This window comes from Ralstonia sp. 110700041-2, assembly GCF_056280165.1.
Genome location: NZ_JBSFAI010000002.1, coordinates 343,181 through 361,272, shown reverse-complemented (window position 1 = coordinate 361,272; position 18,092 = coordinate 343,181). Strand labels below are relative to the sequence as shown.

The 18,092-nt window shown below is 65.6% G+C and carries 15 protein-coding genes; 11 read left to right on the top strand and 4 right to left on the bottom strand.

The window, feature by feature from the left end:
* Positions 1 to 18: 18 nt before the first annotated feature.
* The 6 genes from ACUXH0_RS04225 (at position 19) to ACUXH0_RS04200 (ending at position 6,257) form a co-directional block, all read left to right on the top strand.
* Positions 19 to 1,182, top strand: coding sequence for a formate dehydrogenase subunit gamma (locus ACUXH0_RS04225; RefSeq protein ID WP_009241250.1), 1,164 nt, complete (start codon positions 19 to 21; stop codon positions 1,180 to 1,182).
* Positions 1,183 to 1,217: 35 nt separating this feature from the next.
* A complete protein-coding gene (locus tag ACUXH0_RS04220) occupies positions 1,218 to 1,541 on the top strand; it encodes a hypothetical protein (RefSeq protein WP_004632149.1) in 324 nt (107 codons plus the stop codon).
* A gap of 82 nt (positions 1,542 to 1,623) precedes the next feature.
* Complete coding sequence (locus ACUXH0_RS04215) at positions 1,624 to 2,175, top strand: superoxide dismutase family protein (RefSeq protein WP_004632150.1); 552 nt, start codon at positions 1,624 to 1,626, stop codon at positions 2,173 to 2,175.
* Between the two features lie 90 nt (positions 2,176 to 2,265).
* Positions 2,266 to 3,141 carry a formate dehydrogenase accessory sulfurtransferase FdhD gene (locus ACUXH0_RS04210; protein ID WP_004632153.1) on the top strand — a complete coding sequence of 292 codons (876 nt, stop codon included), beginning with the start codon at positions 2,266 to 2,268 and terminating at the stop codon, positions 3,139 to 3,141.
* Between the two features lie 196 nt (positions 3,142 to 3,337).
* Positions 3,338 to 3,904 (top strand): dCTP deaminase, encoded by a 567-nt coding sequence (gene dcd, locus ACUXH0_RS04205; protein WP_009241249.1) that lies wholly within the window; start codon positions 3,338 to 3,340, stop codon positions 3,902 to 3,904.
* A 73-nt stretch (positions 3,905 to 3,977) separates the two neighbouring features.
* On the top strand, positions 3,978 to 6,257 hold the full coding sequence (locus ACUXH0_RS04200; RefSeq protein WP_004632157.1) for an arginine/lysine/ornithine decarboxylase: 2,280 nt from the start codon (positions 3,978 to 3,980) through the stop codon (positions 6,255 to 6,257).
* 72 nt (positions 6,258 to 6,329) lie between these two features.
* On the opposite strand, the gene argH is transcribed toward ACUXH0_RS04200, so the two are convergent.
* The 3 genes from argH to ACUXH0_RS04185 all read right to left on the bottom strand — a co-directional run bounded on the left by argH (position 6,330) and on the right by ACUXH0_RS04185 (position 9,215).
* Positions 6,330 to 7,745, bottom strand: coding sequence for an argininosuccinate lyase (gene argH / locus ACUXH0_RS04195; RefSeq protein ID WP_004636396.1), 1,416 nt, complete (start codon positions 7,743 to 7,745; stop codon positions 6,330 to 6,332).
* A 103-nt stretch (positions 7,746 to 7,848) separates the two neighbouring features.
* Positions 7,849 to 8,568, bottom strand: coding sequence for an anti-sigma factor (locus tag ACUXH0_RS04190; RefSeq protein ID WP_004636395.1), 720 nt, complete (start codon positions 8,566 to 8,568; stop codon positions 7,849 to 7,851).
* Complete coding sequence (locus ACUXH0_RS04185) at positions 8,568 to 9,215, bottom strand: RNA polymerase sigma factor (protein WP_009241248.1); 648 nt, start codon at positions 9,213 to 9,215, stop codon at positions 8,568 to 8,570. The genes ACUXH0_RS04190 and ACUXH0_RS04185 overlap by 1 nt, the downstream gene beginning before the upstream one ends.
* 208 nt (positions 9,216 to 9,423) lie before the next feature.
* Between ACUXH0_RS04185 and ACUXH0_RS04180 the strand changes: the two genes are divergently transcribed.
* Both ACUXH0_RS04180 and ACUXH0_RS04175 read left to right on the top strand, forming a co-directional pair.
* A complete protein-coding gene (locus ACUXH0_RS04180) occupies positions 9,424 to 10,029 on the top strand; it encodes a ferritin-like domain-containing protein (RefSeq protein ID WP_004636389.1) in 606 nt (201 codons plus the stop codon).
* 110 nt (positions 10,030 to 10,139) lie between these two features.
* A complete protein-coding gene (locus ACUXH0_RS04175) occupies positions 10,140 to 10,619 on the top strand; it encodes an MFS transporter (RefSeq protein ID WP_310735949.1) in 480 nt (159 codons plus the stop codon).
* Here the strand turns inward: ACUXH0_RS04175 and ppc are convergent, their stop codons facing one another.
* Complete coding sequence (ppc, locus tag ACUXH0_RS04170; protein ID WP_004636385.1) at positions 10,620 to 13,625, bottom strand: phosphoenolpyruvate carboxylase; 3,006 nt, start codon at positions 13,623 to 13,625, stop codon at positions 10,620 to 10,622.
* Between the two features lie 109 nt (positions 13,626 to 13,734).
* Here ppc and hemC point away from each other — a divergent pair, with 109 nt between their 5' ends.
* Genes hemC through ACUXH0_RS04155 form a run of 3 tightly spaced genes read left to right on the top strand, consistent with a single transcriptional unit; the run spans position 13,735 to position 18,083 of the window.
* Complete coding sequence (hemC, locus tag ACUXH0_RS04165; protein WP_009241246.1) at positions 13,735 to 14,751, top strand: hydroxymethylbilane synthase; 1,017 nt, start codon at positions 13,735 to 13,737, stop codon at positions 14,749 to 14,751.
* A gap of 15 nt (positions 14,752 to 14,766) precedes the next feature.
* Complete coding sequence (gene hemDX / locus ACUXH0_RS04160; protein ID WP_024972316.1) at positions 14,767 to 16,887, top strand: fused uroporphyrinogen-III synthase HemD/membrane protein HemX; 2,121 nt, start codon at positions 14,767 to 14,769, stop codon at positions 16,885 to 16,887.
* Positions 16,888 to 16,889: 2 nt separating this feature from the next.
* Entirely contained in the window at positions 16,890 to 18,083 is a 1,194-nt protein-coding gene (locus ACUXH0_RS04155; RefSeq protein ID WP_009241244.1) for a heme biosynthesis protein HemY, read from the top strand.
* Positions 18,084 to 18,092 lie beyond the last annotated feature (9 nt).

The window sequence follows — 18,092 nt, the reverse complement described above, 5'->3', positions numbered from 1 at the left end:
GCAAGCGGAGGTTCGTCCATGGGCACTTCCTGGAAACATCTTGTGATGGCCGTGCTGCTCGGCGGCGCGGCGGCGTGGGCGAGCGCGCAGCAGCCGGCCAGTGCGCCGGCAGCCAACCATGCCCCGGTCAATCCGGCCGTACAAACGGCCCAGCCGTTCTCCAACATCGTCTCGGAGAACGTGTTTGATCTGCAGAAGCGCGATCTCGCCAAAGAGGCGCAGGACCAGGCCGCACGGCGCGCGACGCAACCGGGCAACAACGCGCCCGTCTGGCGCGAGGTGAACTCCGATCAGGCGCACTACGCCAGCATTCCCGGGCTGGAAGCCGGCGTGCTGATCCAGCGCACCGGGCAGAAATGGCGGCTGTTCCGCAATGGCGTGATCACCGTGTGGGGCGGTTGGCTCATGGTGCTGGTGCCGTCGGCCATCCTGGCCTTCTTCCTTTGGCGCGGCATGATCCCGCTAAAAGAAGCGCCTACGGGCCGCAAGATCGAGCGCTTCACGCCCACCGAGCGCTACGTGCACTGGACGATGGCGATCTCCTTCGTCACGCTCGGCGTGTCGGGCATCGTCATGCTGTGGGGCAAGCATTTCCTGTTGCCGATCCTCGGTCATCAGTTGTTCGGCTGGCTGACGTATTTGCTGAAAAACCTGCACAACCTGGTGGGCCCGCTCTTCACGGTCAGCATCATCGTGGCCTTCGTGATTTGGGTGCGGGACAACCTGCCGCGCCAGGGCGACGTGAAATGGCTGCTGAGCCTGGGGGGCATGTTTGCCGGAGAGCACGGCGCCGAAGTGCCGTCGCACCGCTTCAATGCGGGCGAGAAACTCTGGTTCTGGGGCGGGCTCGTCGTGTTTGGGCTGATCCTGTCGGCTTCGGGCTGGACGCTCGATCGCATCGTCCCGGGCGTGGATTACTACCGCAGCACGATGCAACTGGCCGAGGTCATTCACGCGATCGCGGCGGTGGGCATGATGAGCATGTCGCTGGGCCACATCTACATGGGCACGATCGGCATGGAAGGCGCTTACCGCGCCATGCGTGACGGTTATGTCGACGAGGCCTGGGCGAAGGAGCACCACGAACTTTGGTACGACGACGTCAAGGCCGGCAAGATTCCCGCGCAGCGGTCCCAGCCGCCCGCGCCGCCGGCGCCGAGCGAGCAGCCCGCCAAGTCATGACGCCATCGCCTGCCACTCATTCGAGGATCCTCACCATGCATGCTTCCACGCTGACTCGCGCCGCAGGTATGGCACTTGCTGCCGCCATGCTGGTCCTGACAAGCGGACTGGCCGGCGCCAAGCTGCCGGCACCGACGGAAGAACAGAAGGCACAGGCGGATCTGGCGAAGGCCAAGGCAGCCTGGGGTGACAAGGTGGCCGCGTTCCAGACGTGCAAGGCCCAGGACAAGGCGGCGGCGTCGTACCAGGCCGGCGGCAAGGCTGCGCATACGCAACCGGGCGCGCCGTGCGTGGATCCGGGGCCGTTTGTCGCGCCTGTGCCCGCAGCATCGGCACCGGCACCGGCGGCCAAAGGGTGAACCGTTGGTTCCAATGTTGCGTGTTCATCATCCGGCAGTACAATCGTCCGCTCCCCGAGTGAACCCTGACTGGAGGTGACACATGAAGCAACTCGCGATTGCACTCGCCGCGATCGGCCTGATGGCCGGCTGCGCATCGAACTCAGCGTCGACGGCCAAGGCGGCTAATGCCGGTGACGGCGCCATGACGGCCTCGGCCGTGCTGGCACCCAAGAGCGGCAGCACCGTGCAAGGCAGCGTGAAGCTCGCGCAGCAAGGCGACAATCGGGTTGCCATCGCCGTGGATATTTCCGGCCTGCCGGCCAACGGCATGTTCGGTTTCCACGTGCATGAGAAGGGCGATTGCTCGTCGGCGGATGGCAATAGCGCCGGCGGTCACTTCAACCCGACCGGCCAGCAACACGGTGATCCGCGTCAAGGTGCGCACCACGCCGGCGACATTCCGATGCTGCAATCCGATGCCAACGGCAAGGCTGTCGGCTCGATCGTTCTTTCCGGCGTGACGCTGTCGCCTGGGCCCACCAGCCTGGTCGGCCACGCGCTGATCGTCCACGCAGGCAAGGACGACTACACGACCCAGCCCACCGGCAATTCCGGCGGGCGCATCGCCTGCGGCGTGATCGTGGCGAACTGATCGCCCGCACGCGGTACCTGCTCTCGGGCAGGTACCAACCGCAGCATGCGCACGCTCGCCGTGCGCATTTTTATTTGAACGAAGACATCGATGCCGCTGCGCCCCGAACTGACCAACGCTTCTGTTCCACTGCTCGACGAGGTTGAAGTGCTCGACGAGCTGGGCCGCGCACGCCATGTCTACATCCCTGGTGAACGCCCGCTCACGGTCTATCTCGACAAGCGCGAACTCGTCACGCTGATGACGCTGGGCGGCGCGCCCGAAGCGCTCGTACTCGGCTATCTGCGTAACCAGCGCCTGGTCAGCAGCATCGAAGACATCGCCTCCATCCAGGTCGATTGGGAAACCGAATCGGCTGCCGTGTCCACGCGCGCCGGCATCGCCGACCTGGACGAGAAGACCGCCCGCCGCACCGTGACCACCGGCTGCGGGCAAGGCACCGTGTTTGGCTCGCTGATGGACGAGATCGACGCCATCCATCTGCCGCCCGACGCGCGCATGACGCAGACCACGCTGTACCGCGTGGTGGACGCCATCCGCCTGCAGCAGTCGATCTACAAGCAGGCGGGCTCCGTGCATGGCTGCGCGCTGTTCGATGCGCACGGCCAGCTGCTGCACTTCATTGAAGACGTGGGCCGCCACAATGCCGTGGATGCCATCGCCGGCCGCATGTGGCTTGAGGGCATGGAGGGCGGCGACAAGATCTTCTACACCACCGGCCGCCTGACCTCCGAGATGGTCATCAAGGGCGCGCAGATGGGCATTCCGTTCCTGTTGTCGCGCTCAGGTGTCACGCAGATGGGCCACCAGATGGCGCAGCGGGTCAACCTGACGCTGTTTGCGCGGTGCACGGGGCGGCACTTTCTGCTCTACACGGGGCGGGACCGTTTTGTGGCCGAGCCGGGAGTGGCCGGCATGGTCGGGCCGCGCGGGGAACTGCTTCAGGCGGCGGAATCCGGCCGCTGATCCGCTCGCGTTTGCCCGGATAAGGCCAGCGCAAGCCATCGGCCGCCACGGGGTTTTCCGTCACAGGTTTGGGAGTACAATCCGCGTTCCAAACCGGCCCCAGGCGCGGGCCCGGCCGCTGGCGTGACCAAATGGGGACAGTTTTCGCACCGCGAAGGCTGCCCCCATTTGTTCATCCAAGGTATCTGGACGCTCCATGAGCATCAAATCCGACAAGTGGATCCGCCGCATGGCAGAGCAGCACGGCATGATCGAGCCGTTCGAGCCCGATCAGGTGCGCGAATCCGATGGGCGCCGCATCGTTTCCTACGGCACGTCGAGCTACGGCTACGACATCCGCTGCGCCGACGAATTCAAGATCTTCACCAACATCAACAGCACCATCGTCGATCCGAAGAACTTCGACGAGAAGTCGTTTGTCGACTTCAAGGGCGATGTGTGCATCATCCCGCCGAACTCGTTCGCGCTGGCCCGCACGATGGAGTATTTCCGCATCCCGCGCACGGTGCTGACCGTGTGTCTGGGCAAGAGCACGTACGCGCGCTGCGGGATCATCGTCAACGTCACGCCGTTCGAGCCTGAATGGGAAGGGTACGTGACGCTCGAGTTCTCCAACACCACGCCGCTGCCCGCCAAGATCTACGCTGGGGAAGGCTGCGCGCAGGTGCTGTTCTTCGAGAGCGACGAGGAATGCGAAACCTCGTACAAGGATCGTGGTGGCAAGTACCAGGGCCAGCACGGTGTGACGCTGCCCAAGACCTAGTTTTTGTAGTCCGTTTCCGCGCGTTCAGGCGTATCCGGAGCGGTGCCTTTAGCTGCATCCATAAGGAACCACGATGAAATTCCGCTTTCCCGTCATCATCATTGACGAGGACTTCCGCTCCGAGAACATCTCCGGGTCGGGCATTCGCGCGCTGGCCCAGGCCATCGAGCAGGAAGGGATGGAGGTGACCGGCCTCACCAGCTATGGTGACTTGACCTCGTTCGCGCAACAGTCCAGCCGCGCGTCCACCTTCATCGTCTCGATCGACGACGACGAGTTCATCAATCCGGACAACGACAAGCCGGAACCGGAAGCCGTCGAAAACCTGCGCGCCTTCGTGGCAGAAGTGCGTCGCCGCAACGCCGACATCCCCATCTTCCTGTACGGCGAAACGCGCACCTCGCGCCATCTGCCGAACGACGTGCTGCGCGAGCTGCACGGCTTCATCCACATGTTCGAGGACACGCCCGAGTTCGTGGCCCGACACATCATTCGTGAAGCGCGCAATTACCTGGATTCGCTGCCGCCGCCGTTCTTCAAGGCGCTGATCGACTACGCGCAGGACAGCTCGTATTCGTGGCATTGCCCGGGGCACTCGGGCGGCGTGGCGTTCCTGAAGAGCCCGGTGGGGCAGGTGTTCCATCAGTTCTTTGGCGAGAACATGCTGCGCGCCGACGTCTGCAACGCCGTGGAAGAACTGGGCCAACTGCTGGATCACACGGGTCCCGTGGCCGCGTCTGAGCGCAACGCTGCGCGCATCTTCGGTTCGGACCACATGTTCTTCGTGACCAACGGCACGTCGACGTCGAACAAGATGGTGTGGCACGCCAACGTGGCGCCCGGTGACATCGTGGTGGTGGACCGCAACTGCCACAAGTCGAATCTGCACGCGATCATGATGACGGGCGCGATCCCCGTGTTCCTGATGCCGACGCGCAACCACTTCGGCATCATCGGCCCGATCCCGAAGAGCGAGTTCGAGCCGGAAACGATCGCCAGGAAGATCGCCGACCATCCGTTTGCCAGCAAGGCCAAGAACAAGAAGCCGCGCATCCTGACCATCACGCAGGGTACGTACGACGGCGTGCTGTACAACGCCGAGATGATCAAGAACATGCTGTCGACCGAAATCGACACACTGCACTTTGACGAAGCGTGGCTGCCGCACGCGTCGTTCCACCCGTTCTACGAGAACATGCACGCGATCGGCCACGGCCGTCCGCGCAGCAAGGATGCGCTGGTCTATGCCACGCAGAGCACGCACAAGCTGCTGGCTGGCTTGTCACAGGCCTCGCAGATCCTCGTGCAGGATTCCGAGACGCGCAAGCTCGATACGTATCGCTTCAACGAGGCGTATCTGATGCACACGTCGACGAGCCCGCAGTACTCGATCATTGCGTCGTGCGACGTCGCGGCCGCGATGATGGAAGCGCCGGGCGGCACCGCGCTGGTGGAAGAGAGCATTGCCGAAGCGCTGGACTTCCGCCGCGCCATGCGCAAGGTTGAGCACGAATACCTGGGCACAAATGGTGGCAACGGCCGCGGCGACGACTGGTGGTTCAAGGTCTGGGGCCCGAACGATCTGTCGGACGAAGGCATCGAAGAGCGCGAAGCGTGGATGCTCAAGGCCAACGAGCGCTGGCACGGCTTCGGCAACCTGGCCGAAGACTTCAACCTGCTCGATCCGATCAAGGCCACCATCATCACCCCGGGCCTGGATGTGGACGGCAAGTTCAGCGATTCCGGCATCCCGGCCGCCATCGTCACGCGCTACCTGGCCGAGCACGGCATCATCGTCGAGAAGACGGGTCTGTACTCGTTCTTCATCATGTTCACGATCGGCATCACCAAGGGCCGCTGGAACTCGCTGGTGACGGAGTTGCAGCAGTTCAAGGACGATTACGACAACAACCAGCCGCTGTGGCGCGTGTTGCCGGAATTCGTGCGCCAGTATCCGCAGTACGAGCGCATCGGCCTGCGCGAACTGTGCGACAGCATCCACAGCGTCTATCAGGCCAACGACGTGGCCCGCGTGACGACCGAGATGTACCTGTCGGACATGGAGCCGGCGATGATCCCGTCGGACGCTTGGGCCAAGATGGCGCACCGCGAGACCGAGCGTGTAGCGATCGACGATCTGGAAGGCCGCATCACCGGCATCCTGCTGACACCGTATCCGCCGGGCATTCCGCTGCTGATCCCGGGCGAGCGCTTCAATAAAACGATCGTGCAGTACCTGCAGTTCGCTCGCGAGTTCAACAAGCTGTTCCCGGGCTTCGAGACGGATATTCACGGGCTGGTCGAGGAAGAGGTCGACGGCAGGATGGAGTACTTCGTCGATTGCGTGCGCTGAGTTTCAGTCGCACAAACAAAAACGCCGCGCTGAGTTGATCAGCGCGGCGTTTTTGTTTGAAGCGGCTGCGAATTACTCAGCCAGCGCAGCCCGTGCAAACGCAATGGCTTGCTTCACCTGCTCCGGCGCCGTTCCGCCGATGTGGTTGCGCGAAGCGACCGAGCCTTCCAGCGTCAGCACAGTGTGCACATCATCGCCGATCAGGTTGGCCTTGTCGCCCAGGCCGCAGATGTCACGCAGTTGCGCGACGGACAGATCCGCCAGGTCGCAGCGCAGGTCGTCGCACGCACGCACGGCGTGGGCCACGGCTTCATGTGCATCGCGGAAGGGCAGGCCGCGCTTGACCAGGTAGTCGGCCAGATCGGTGGCGGTGGCGTAGCCCTGCAGCGCAGCGGCGCGCATGGCGTCGGCCTTGACGGTGATGCCCGGCACCATGTCGGCAAAGATGCGCAGCGTGTCGACCACCGTATCCACCGTATCGAACAGTGGTTCCTTGTCTTCCTGATTGTCTTTGTTATATGCCAGCGGCTGGCCCTTCATCAGCGTGAGCAGGCCAATCAGGTGGCCGTTGACGCGGCCCGTTTTGCCACGTGCCAGTTCGGGCACATCGGGGTTCTTCTTCTGCGGCATGATCGAGCTGCCCGTGCAGAAGCGGTCGGCAATGTCGATAAAACCCACACGCGGGCTCATCCACAGCACCAGCTCTTCAGAGAAGCGCGAGACGTGCGTCATGATGAGCGCGGCGGCAGCGCAGAATTCGATGGCGAAGTCGCGGTCGGACACGGCATCCAGCGAGTTGCGGCATACGCCTTCGAAGCCGAGTTGCTGTGCGACAAATTCACGGTCGATCGGGTAGCTCGTGCCTGCCAGTGCAGCGGCACCCAGCGGCAGGCGGTTGACGCGGCGGCGGGCGTCGAGCATGCGCTCGGTGTCGCGCGTGAACATCTCGACGTAGGCCAGCAGGTGGTGGCCGAACACCACCGGCTGCGCGACCTGCAGGTGTGTGAAGCCCGGGACGATGGTGTTGGTGTGCTGCTCGGCCAAGTCCAGCAGCGCGCCGCGCAGGGCCTTGAGCAGACCGACGATGTTGTCGATCTCGCTGCGCAGCCACAGGCGGATGTCGGTGGCGACCTGGTCGTTGCGCGAGCGGCCCGTGTGCAGGCGCTTGCCGGCGTCGCCCGCCATGGCGGTCAGGCGCGCTTCGATGTTCAGGTGCACGTCTTCCAGGTCCAGCTTCCACTCGAACGTGCCGGCTTCGATCTCCTGGCGGATCTGCGCCATGCCCTGTTCGATGGCGGCGCGATCGGCTTCGGCAATGATGCCCTGCTTGGCCAGCATGGCGGCGTGCGCGAGCGAGCCCTGGATGTCGAACAGCGCGAGGCGCTTATCGAAGAACACCGATGCGGTATAGCGCTTGACGAGATCGGACACCGGCTCGTTAAAGCGGGCGGACCACGCTTCGGCCTTCTTGGCGAGTTGGGAGGTCATGGGCGGACAGCTGGAGGAGCGCGGCCGGCGAAGCGCCAGCCGCAAATTCAGGAAACCGCGATTATATCGCCCGACAGGCCTTCCGGCCCCCGCGCCGGGGTGCCTACAGCGTGCTGTCGATCAGCGCGCCCTTGAAGACCACCGGCCCGGTCGGCCCCTGCGGATTGGGCGAGCCGCCACGCGGTTCCACGCTGATGGCGAGCGCCGGCACCTGCCGCAACGGCTGCGCTACCGTCAGCCGCACGGCGCGCTGGTGCCCGATCACCCCAAGTGACTGCGGATGCCCGCCGGGGGGCAGCGCCCAGAGCTGCAAGGCCTGTTCGGTATTGAGCGGCGTTGCATCCAGCCGCTTGAGCGATAGCGTTCCGGTGCGCGCATCCCAGGTGACGAGGACGGCCGCCTGGGCCTGCGCGTCCTGCAGCACGGCCACGGCGTTGGCGACAGGTGCATCACGCAATTGCTGCGCCAGCCGCAGGTTCAGCCCGATCGCGACCGCCGCGACAACCGCCGCGACTGCGGTGGCGCCGCGCCAGAAGCCGGTGCCTTGCCAAATCCGTTGCCAGAGCGCCTTCCGCGCCGGCGTCGGCTCGCGCCAGCCGAGTTGCACTTCCACGCGGCAGAGGATTTCCGGCAGCGGCGCCGTGGCAGGCTGGAGCGCGGGCAAGTCGGCCAGATAGCGTTGCCAGCGTTCAACCGTGGCGCGCACGGCGTCGTCGTGGCGAAGGATCTGCTCGAACCGGCGGCGTGCGCCGGCGCGCAAGGTGCCGACCGCATATTCGGCGGCCAGCTTGTCGACGAGATCGGGGTGGCGGCGCGGGTCCATCACGGTGCTCCGAGGCATTCGCGCAGGCGGTCCAGCCCGCGTCGCATCCAGGATTTGACGGTACCCAGCGGCAGCGAGAGCGTTTGCGCCAGCTCGCTGTGCGACAGGTCACGCAGATAGGCGAGCGACACGACTTGGCGTTGCTTCGGGTCGAGGCGCTTGAGGCATTCGGCCAGCGCGCGGGCCTGCTGACCGGCGAGCGCGATATCCGCAGGGCCAGGGGCGTGGTCGGCCAGGACATCGGCGTAGGCCTCGTCCAGGGGCACGGATTCCTGCACGCGCTCGGCATGCTGCCGGCGCAGGCAGTCGAGTGCACGGTTGCGCACGATGGTGGTCATCCACGTCATGGGGGCGGCCAGATGCGGGCGGTAATCGCCGGCATGGCGCCAGATGTTGACGAAACTTTCTTGCAAAACGTCCTCGGCCCAGTCCTTCCTGACCAAGATACGCAGCGCGAGCCCAAACAGTTTCGGTGCGCAGCGCGTGTACAGCGTGCGCAGGGCGTCGCGGTCGCCCAGGCTGATGCGTTGCAGCAATGCGGCCAACTCTTCAGCGTCGGCGCTCGGGGGGCGCGCTGCTGCGGACGTCGCTGGCGGGTCTGCAGGTTGCGCGGCGGGGTCTTCGGCGGTGCGCTGATAGGTGAGCACGTGGGCAGTTTTCTGTGGACGGTTTTGCCCAAAGTGTAGGTAGAAACCGTGGTCGTGGGTGAATTCACGTGAAAGGCGCTGAGGTTTTATTGCATCCAGTTGGGTACGCCCTTCGTACAAACGATCAGGCGCTGGATAAACGCCTGCGATCCGCACCTCGGCAGTATATGGGTCGCGCTTCTTCCCAACACATGCAAGGAGACGGACGATGGATACGACCAAAGAGATGGATCTGTTCGAAGGGGAGAACCCGCGCATCGATGCGCGCCGCCGCGTGCTGCTGCGCGCTCCGGGGCTGATGGCGCTGGGCTCGCTGGCGGCGGTGTCGCTGGGGCAGTCGATGCCGGCGTGGGCGCAGACGCAATCGGGCAGCGTGAAAGACGACGTCAACATCCTGAACGTGGCGCTCGGGCTCGAGTATCAGGCCATCGCCGCCTATCAGGTGGGCGCGGAAAGCGGCCTGTTGCAAAAGCCCGTACTGGCAACGGCGGTGAAGTTCCAGGGCCACCACAAGGCACATGCATCGGTGCTGGCGGGCACGGTCTCCAAGCTGGGCGGCACGCCCGTCATGGAAAAGAAGGTGGCGGAATACAACTTCCCGGTCAGCCAGTTGAAGACGCAGGCCGACGTGCTGCGTTTTGCCGCCGGGCTGGAGAAGGGCGCTGCCTCGGCCTACTTGGGGGTGATGCCGAGTTTCTACACGCGCGACCTGGCCAAGGCCGCCGCCAGCATCCTGGGCGACGAGACGATGCATTGGGCGGTGCTGCTCTCGGTGCTGGGTGAAGACCCGGTGCCGGTGGCGTTCATCAGCTAAGAGGTTTGTTGGGCCGCCACACCGGCTGCTCGTTACGGTGTGGCGGTTTTTTTTGGCGCGTCGAACGCTTCGACGATGCAATTGAGCAGGGCACGCACGCGCGCGGTCTTGTGCAGACCGGCCTCGTCATGCTGGCGACGGCGGTGAGCCTGTCGGCGGGCAACATCTTCGCGGGCAAGCTGATGGCGCGTTTTTCTACGCCGGCGATGATGCTCGGCGGCCTTTTGATCGGCGCAGCGGGTTTGCTGGCAACGTCGGCTGCGCTGACGGGGCACGTGCACCTGTGGGTGGTGAGCGCGACGATGGTGGCTTACGGCGGCGGTACCGCGCTGGCGATTGCGCCCATGACGTCGACCATCTTGTCCGCGGCACCGGGCGAGTTGGCCGGCACGGCGTCGGGCTTGCTCAACGCCGCGCGGCAGACCGGCAGTTTGCTGGGCGTGGCGGCGGCGGGCGCGGTCGTCACGGTGGTGCCAGGGCTGGCGCACGCCGCGCCGATGGTGTTTGGCCTGATGACGCTGTCATACGCCGGCGCGATGGCGATGGCGTGGATCAGCCGTCGCCCGGCCGCCACCGCGCTGGCTGCCTGATCAGCCGCTATTGCGAAGGCCCGCGGCAATCCCGTTGATCGACAGATGGATGCCGCGCCGCACGCGTGCATCGTCGCTGCCGGCCTTGCCCGAGCGGAAGCGCTTGAGCAGTTCGACCTGCAAGTGATTCAGCGGGTCGAGATACGGGAAGCGGTTCTTGATGGAGCGTGCCAGCAGCGGGTTGTCGGCCAGGCGCTCCGACTGTCCTGTGATGGCTGCCAGCATCTGCTCGGTCAACGCGAACTCCGCCGAGATGCGCGAGAACACCGCGTTACGCAGCTTGCGGTCGTCGCAGAGCTGCGCGTAGCGCGAGGCCACGTTCAGATCGGCCTTGGACAGGACCATGTCCATGTTCGACAGCAGGTTCGCAAAGAACGGCCACTGCTTGTGCATGCGCTTGAGCGTGGTCAGGCGCGCGGCGCGGGCCTTTGCGTTGCCGGCGTCGTCCAGCCAGCGCTGCACCGCGCTGCCAAAACCGAACCAGCCCGGCAGCAGCAGACGGCACTGGCCCCATGAGAAGCCCCACGGAATCGCACGCAGGTCTTCGATGCGGCGGTGCTTCTTGTCCATCAGCTTGCGCGAGGCCGGGCGCGAGCCGAGGTTCAGGTCGGCAATCTCGGTGATGGGCGTGGTGGCGAAGAAGTAGTCCTTGAAGCCCGGGGTTTCGTAGACGAGGTTGCGGTACGCGGCAAAGGCGTTGTCCGACAGCGCCTGCATCGCGGCTTCGAACTCCTCCAGGCCTTTCGGGCGGTTGCGCGTGGGCAGCAGCGTCGCTTCCAGCGTGGCCGCGACGATGGTTTCCAGGTTGCGCCGGCCGATCTCGGGGTTGGCGAACTTGCTGGAGATGATTTCGCCCTGCTCGGTCAAGCGGATCTGCCCGTTCACCGTGCCCGGCGGCTGCGACAGGATGGCCTGGTAGGTCGGGCCGCCGCCTCGGCCCACCGTGCCGCCGCGGCCATGGAACAGGCGCAGGCGCACGCCCTTGCGCTCGAACAGCTCCACCAGCGCCAGCTCGGCCTTGTACAGCTCCCAGTTGGAGGTGAGGAAGCCGCCGTCCTTGTTGGAATCCGAATAGCCGAGCATGACTTCCTGCTCGTTGCCCTGCGCGGCCAGTACGGCATCGAAGCCGGGCAGGGCAAGCAGATCGCCCATGATCTGCGAGGCGTTGCGCAAGTCTTCGATGGTCTCGAACAGCGGGATCACCATCACGTCCAGCCCCACGCCAGCGCCATTGGCATTCGCGCGGAACATGCCGGCTTCCTTCTGCAGCAGCATCACTTCGAGCAGGTCCGACAGCGTCTCGGTGTGCGAGATGATGTAGTTGCGCACGATGCGGTTGCCGTAGCGGGCACGCACCTCGCGCGCGGCGCGGAAGATGTCGATCTCTTGCGTAGTCTGCTCGCTGTACGCATGGAACGGCAGCGTCAGCAGACGCGGCTGTTGCAGCTCGCGCAGCAGCAGCGTGCGCTTGTCGGCTTCGGACAGTGCGGCGTACGCGCCTTCCACGCCCGCCACCTTCAGCAGCTCGGCGACGGTCGCTTCATGCACGTCAGACACCTGCCGCAAGTCGATCGACGACAAGTGGAAGCCGAACACATCGATCGCACGCGCCAGCGAGGCCAGACGCGCATCAGCCAGTGCCTCGCCGTGATGTGCCGCCAGCGAATCGGTGACGATCTGGATGTCGGCGCGCAGCTCTTCCGCGCTCGTGTAAGCCGGGGCCGGGCCGACGGCGTGGCGGCCGGCGTCTTCACCGGTCAGCTCGCGGCACGTCGCAGCCAGGCGCGCATACACGCCGATCAGCGCGCGGCGGTACGGCTCATCCGAGCGATGCTCCGATCGATCGGGCGACTGCTCCGCCAGCGCCAGCAATTCAGCACTCACATCCACCTGCGATGTCGACATCGACAGTTCGGCGCCCAGCGCGTGGATCTCTTCCAGATACCACGCAAGGATCACACTGGCCTGCTTGCGGGCGGCGTAGCGCAGGGTTTCTGCCGTGACGAAGGGGTTGCCGTCGCGGTCGCCGCCGATCCACGAGCCCATCTGGAAGAACGGCGCCAACGGGGTGGGTTCGCCACGTGCGCCACGGCGCGGGAATACGGCAGCGACGTCCTCTTCCAGTTCGCGGTACAGCGCGGGAATCTCGCGCAGGAACGTCGTCTGGTAGTACGACAGCGCGTTTTCGATCTCGTCGGCCACCATCAGACGCGTGGTGCGCAGCATGCGTGTCTGCCACAGTTTGGTCACGTGCGCGCGCAGCAGCGTCGTGTTGCGTTCACGCTCGCGGGTGGTCAGCGGCGTGTCGCGTTCGGCCAGCAGGCGGGCGATTTCACGCTGTGCATCGAGAATGCTCTTGCGCTGCACCTCGGTCGGGTGGGCCGTGAGCACGGGCACGATCAACGCGGCATCGAAGAAGCGGCGCAGCGTCTCACCCGAGACACCCTCGTCGGCCACCGACAGCAGCGCGCGCATCATGCTGCCCGGCTGCGGTGGCGAGCCCGCCAGCGCATGCACGCGGCGGCGGCGGTTGTGGTGCTGGTCTTCGGCAATGTTGGCCAGGTGAGAGAAGTAGCTGAACGCGCGCACCACGGAGTTGGTTTGCTCACGCGACAAGGCTTTCAGCAGGCGGTCGAGTTCCTGCTCGGCCTGGCGGTCGCCGTCGCGGCGGAAACGCACGGCGGTCTGGCGGATCGTCTCGACGGTTTCGAAGGCGGCGCCACCTTCCTGTTCACGCAGCACGTCGCCCAGCAGGCGGCCCAGAAAGCGGATGTCTTCCTTCAGCGGCTGATCCTTGGCCGCGGCGCTGCCCGACGAGCGCCGGGAAGTGGGGCCGAGTGATGCGCCATTGGCTTCGTCCGCGCCATTGGCCTTGGCCACCGGTTTGGCGGCGGGCTTGGCAGCCTTGATGGCCTTCGTGGCCTTGCTGGTCTTGGCGGGGGCGGCGGAAGCCTTGCGGGCGGTGGTCGCGCGCGAGGAAGCGCGGCGCGCGGCGGGCTGCGTCATGGTGTCTCCTAGGTTGGGTGCTCGAAGGTGCCTGAACGGCCCTCGTTTCTGTATCACTTCAACGTGATAGCCGGACTGTCGCGAAAATGCTGCGTGCTACCATTGCCGCATGTCTTCCAACGCCCGCCCGACTTCCCGTCAATCCCAGCTTGCAACGACTCCTGCAGCCCAGGCGCCGACCAAGCTGGTCATTGCCTCGCGCGAGAGCCGGCTAGCCCTCTGGCAAGCCGAACACGTGCGTGCTGCATTGCAAAAATACTATCCCGCGTGCGACGTGTCCATCCTTGGAATGACCACGCGCGGCGACCAGATTCTCGACCGCTCCCTCGCGAAGGTGGGGGGCAAGGGTTTGTTCGTGAAGGAACTGGAAGTCGCGCTGGCCGAGGGGCGCGCAGATCTCGCCGTACATTCGCTCAAGGATGTGCCGATGGAATTGCCGGAAGGCTTTGCGCTGTCGGCCATCCTCGAACGCGAAGACCCGCGCGACGCCTTTATTTCCAACGACTACGCTGATCTGGCCTCGCTGCCTGCCGGCGCCGTGGTGGGCACGTCGAGCCTGCGCCGCGAGGCCTCGTTGAGGGCTCGGTTTCCGCATCTGGTGATCCAGCCGCTGCGGGGCAACCTCGATACGCGCCTCGGCAAGCTCGATCGCGGCGACTACGCTGCCATCATCCTGGCCGCTGCGGGGCTCAAGCGGCTGGGGTTGGTCGATCGCATTCGCTCGACCATCGCGCCGGAAGAATCGCTACCGGCAGCCGGGCAAGGTGCGCTCGGCATCGAAATTCGCGCCGATCGCGCAGACGTGCGAGCCTGCCTCGCGCCCCTGCACGATGAGCCCACTGCACTGGCCGTGACGGCTGAACGCGCTGTTTCGCGCATTCTCGGCGGTTCGTGCCAGGTGCCACTCGCCTCGTTCGCGCAGTGGTCGGACGGCGGCACGCTGCGCCTGCGCGCCTTTGTTGCTTCGCAGGACGGCACCCGCAAACTCGCCGCGGATGGCGAAGCCACGCCATCTACGCTGGCCGAAGCCGACGCACTGGGCGTGCGCGTCGCCCAGCAGATGCTGGCCGGCGGCGCACGCGACATCCTTGCCATGCTGGGCGCCGACGCCCCACCCGCTACCTGAATCCCACGGCTCGCCATGGACGACCACTTGCCACCGCGCTTGTCACCATCGTCGCCCGCTTCCAGCACGCCGCCTGTTCAATCGGCAACCCCGCCCGTGGTGGTGGTCACGCGTCCGCGCGCACAGGCGCCCATGCTGGTGGCGGCGCTTGAGCGCCACGGCCTGCGCACGCACCAGTTTCCGCTGCTCGACATTGCGCCGACGCCCAATCTCGACGACTTGCGTGCCGCGCTGGGCGATCCGTCGCGCTATGCGCTGGTCGTGTTCGTCAGCCCCAACGCCGTGCAGCAGGCATTTTCCGCCATGCCGGAAGGCTTTCGCTGGCCGCAGGAAGTACCGGTGGCAGTAGTGGGGCCCGCGAGCGCACAGGCGCTTGCCACGCACGGGGTCGCGCCGCCCGCGCACCGTGTGATCAAGCCCGACACGCATGCCGACGACGCCCGCCAGGATTCCGAGGCGCTCTACGCGCGGCTGGATGTGCCCTCGCTGAGCGGCCGTGAAGTGCTGATCGTGCGCGGCAACGGTGGCCGTGAGTGGCTGGCCGATCAGCTGCGCGAAGCCGGTGCATCGGTCCGTACGGCGGAAGCCTATCGCCGCAGCGTACCGGTGCCCGATGCCGCTGCGTGGCTTGCGTTGCGTGCCGTGCTTTCGTCCCGCCACGCCTGGACGCTCACCAGCTCCGAGGCCGTCCGCAATCTTGATGAGCTGGCCCGCGCCAATCTGTCGCCCGCTGATCTCGATACGCTGCACGGCGCGCCATGCTTTGCTTCGCACGCCCGCATCGTCGAACAGGCCGAATCGCTGGGTTTCCGCGATGTGACGCTGACGGGCGCCGGCGACGACCGGCTCCTCGCCAGCGTGCTCGCCTGGGCCGGGCCGATATGGGCTCCCGAGCATGCCCCAGCAACGGTGCCGGATGATTCAAACCCGTCTACTTCTTCTTCCACTGTGACGCAGACTCCCGTTCCCTCGTCCGCTCCCGCTCCCGCTCCCGCTTCAACGCCAGCGCCCGCAGCCGTCAAGCCGAGTCCTGCGCCTGCTGCTCCGCCGGCTGCGTTTGCGCCCACCATGACGGTCAACCATGCGCCGCGCCGTGGCGGTTGGATCATCTGGGTGGCGCTGGTCGCGGTCGTGGCGGCAGTGGCCGCGCTACAGGTGCGCAACGAACGCCTTGCACGCGAGATCCGTCAGCGCGCCCAAACGAACGAGGCGCTGGCGCAGGAGATGCGCGTGCTCTCGCGGGCCGATCAGGATTCGGTTTCCCAGCTGCAGCAGAAGTTTGGCGCGCTGGATGCCCGCACCGCTGAAACGCGCGATCGCCAGGCCGCGCTGGAGCAGGCCAATCAAGACCTCCTGCGCAACCGCGATGACTGGCAGCGCGCCGAGATCCAGCGTTCGCTGGAAGTGACCGCTGAACAACTGCAACTGACCGGCAACGTCGCGGGTGCATTGGCTGCGCTGCAAACGATCGACGCGCGCCTGGCCACGCTCGACAAGCCGCAGTTCAACGCCGTGCGTCGGGCGGTATCGCGCGACATGGCCAAGCTCAAGGCGATGCCGTCGTTTGATCTGGCCGGTGCTGCGCTGCGATTGGATGACGCCATCAACGCGGTCGATACGCTGCCGCTCGTCTCGTCGGCCCAGCCGCTGGAGGCGGAACAGGCTGCGCAGGCGCCGCATACTGTGGCGAAACCCTCGAAGAATGCCAAGGCGCACGCTGCGTCGGCGCCCGTTGCCTCGACGCCGCCAAACGCCGGATGGTCGGCAGGCGTGCGCGCTTGGTGGGGCCGCCTGTGGAACGACGTGCGCGGCGAACTCGGCCAGATCGTACAGGTGCGCCGCGTCGATCAGACCGAGGCACTGCTGCTGTCTTCCGACCAAGCGTGGTTCCTGCGCGAAAACCTCAAGCTGCGCCTGATGAATGCGCGCCTGGCGTTGCTCTCGCGCAATGAAGCCGTGTTCCGCGCCGATCTGGGGCGCGCTGATACGCTGCTCGCGCGCTACTTTGATACGCAGTCTTCGCGCGTGACCACAGTGCAGAATCAACTGTCGCAGGCGCGCGCGACGGTTGGCACGCTGCAGGTTCCAACGCTAGCTGACAGCCTTGCCGCCGTGCGCGGTTCGGGCAAGGAGTGAGCATGCGCTGGGTATTCTGGGTCGCGCTCCTGTTTGCCGCCGCCGTGGGGCTGGCGCTGTTTACCGAACTCAATCTGAGCAACGTCGTGCTGTTCTACCCGCCGTACCGGGTGGAGATGTCGCTCAACTTCGTGCTGGCTGCGCTGCTGGCGACGTTCGTGGTGCTGCATCTCGTGATGCGCCTTTTCCACCATGTGGCGGGTATGCCGGCGCGTGCAGCGGCGTATCGCGAGCGCAACCGCATCCTGAAGGCATCGGCGGCGCTGCGTGAAGCAATGGAAAGCCTGTTTGCCGGCCGCTTCGGCCATGCGGAGCGCCAGGCGCGAGAAGCCCAGGCGTGGGAGCCTCAGCGCGAGACGGCCGCGCTGATCGGTGCCCGTGCCGCGCACCGCATGCAGGAGACCGAGCGCCGCGACGCGTGGATGGCCGAAGTGTCCTCGCCCGATCGTGAGCAGGCGAAGCTTGTGTCGATGGCCGAACTGCTGGTTGACGCTCGCGATGCGGAAGGCGCGCTCGAGAAGATCGCGCAACTGCAATCGCAGGGGGCGCGGCAGATTCAGGCGCAACGCATTGCCTTGCGTGCTCACCAGCATCTGAAGAACTGGAGCGAGGTGCTGCGCCTGACGCGTGCACTGGAAAAGCGCAACGCCATCCATTCCGTGCTGGCCGCACGACTCAAGCAGATGGCCTGTGAAACGCTGCTGGCCGAGCGCCGCCACGATGCCGATGCCCTGAACGGCTTCTGGCGCGAGTTGACCACGGAAGAACGCCGTTCGCCGCGCATCGCTTCGCAGGCGGCGCTGTACTTCGCGCAACTCGGTCGCACCGATGATGCCAAGCGCATCGTCGAAGAGGGCCTGAAGACCCATTGGGATGGCCGCCTGATCCGCCGCTATGCCGATTGCGCAGTGCCGGGCAAGGCGCTGCCGCTGATCCAGCAAGCAGAGAAATGGCTCGCCCAGCATCCGGTGGATGCCGAACTGTTCTACACGCTTGGCATGCTGTGCTTCAAGGAGCAGCTCTGGGGCAAGGCGCAGTCGAACCTGGAGTCGGCACTGAAATATGCCGATGCCGATCACTCCGGCAGCCTGCGCGCCCATGCGCATCTGGCGCTTGCACAGATGTTCGAGCAGACGGAGCGCATGGAAGACGCCCAGCGCCACTATCGGCAAAGCGCATTGCTTGCCGTGAAATGAGAAAAGACC

Bases quoted from the DNA above. Each gene is read 5' to 3' on its own strand.
- ACUXH0_RS04200 (WP_004632157.1), top strand. From the start codon at position 3,978: ATGAAATTCCGCTTTCCCGTCATCATCATTGACGAGGACTTCCGCTCC.
- argH (WP_004636396.1), bottom strand. From the start codon at position 7,745: ATGACCTCCCAACTCGCCAAGAAGGCCGAAGCGTGGTCCGCCCGCTTT.
- ACUXH0_RS04180 (WP_004636389.1), top strand. From the start codon at position 9,424: ATGGATACGACCAAAGAGATGGATCTGTTCGAAGGGGAGAACCCGCGC.
- ACUXH0_RS04190 (WP_004636395.1), bottom strand. From the start codon at position 8,568: ATGGACCCGCGCCGCCACCCCGATCTCGTCGACAAGCTGGCCGCCGAA.
- ppc (WP_004636385.1), bottom strand. From the start codon at position 13,625: ATGACGCAGCCCGCCGCGCGCCGCGCTTCCTCGCGCGCGACCACCGCC.
- ACUXH0_RS04225 (WP_009241250.1), top strand. From the start codon at position 19: ATGGGCACTTCCTGGAAACATCTTGTGATGGCCGTGCTGCTCGGCGGC.
- ACUXH0_RS04210 (WP_004632153.1), top strand. From the start codon at position 2,266: ATGCCGCTGCGCCCCGAACTGACCAACGCTTCTGTTCCACTGCTCGAC.
- hemDX (WP_024972316.1), top strand. From the start codon at position 14,767: ATGGACGACCACTTGCCACCGCGCTTGTCACCATCGTCGCCCGCTTCC.
- ACUXH0_RS04220 (WP_004632149.1), top strand. From the start codon at position 1,218: ATGCATGCTTCCACGCTGACTCGCGCCGCAGGTATGGCACTTGCTGCC.
- ACUXH0_RS04215 (WP_004632150.1), top strand. From the start codon at position 1,624: ATGAAGCAACTCGCGATTGCACTCGCCGCGATCGGCCTGATGGCCGGC.
- hemC (WP_009241246.1), top strand. From the start codon at position 13,735: ATGTCTTCCAACGCCCGCCCGACTTCCCGTCAATCCCAGCTTGCAACG.
- dcd (WP_009241249.1), top strand. From the start codon at position 3,338: ATGAGCATCAAATCCGACAAGTGGATCCGCCGCATGGCAGAGCAGCAC.
- ACUXH0_RS04155 (WP_009241244.1), top strand. From the start codon at position 16,890: ATGCGCTGGGTATTCTGGGTCGCGCTCCTGTTTGCCGCCGCCGTGGGG.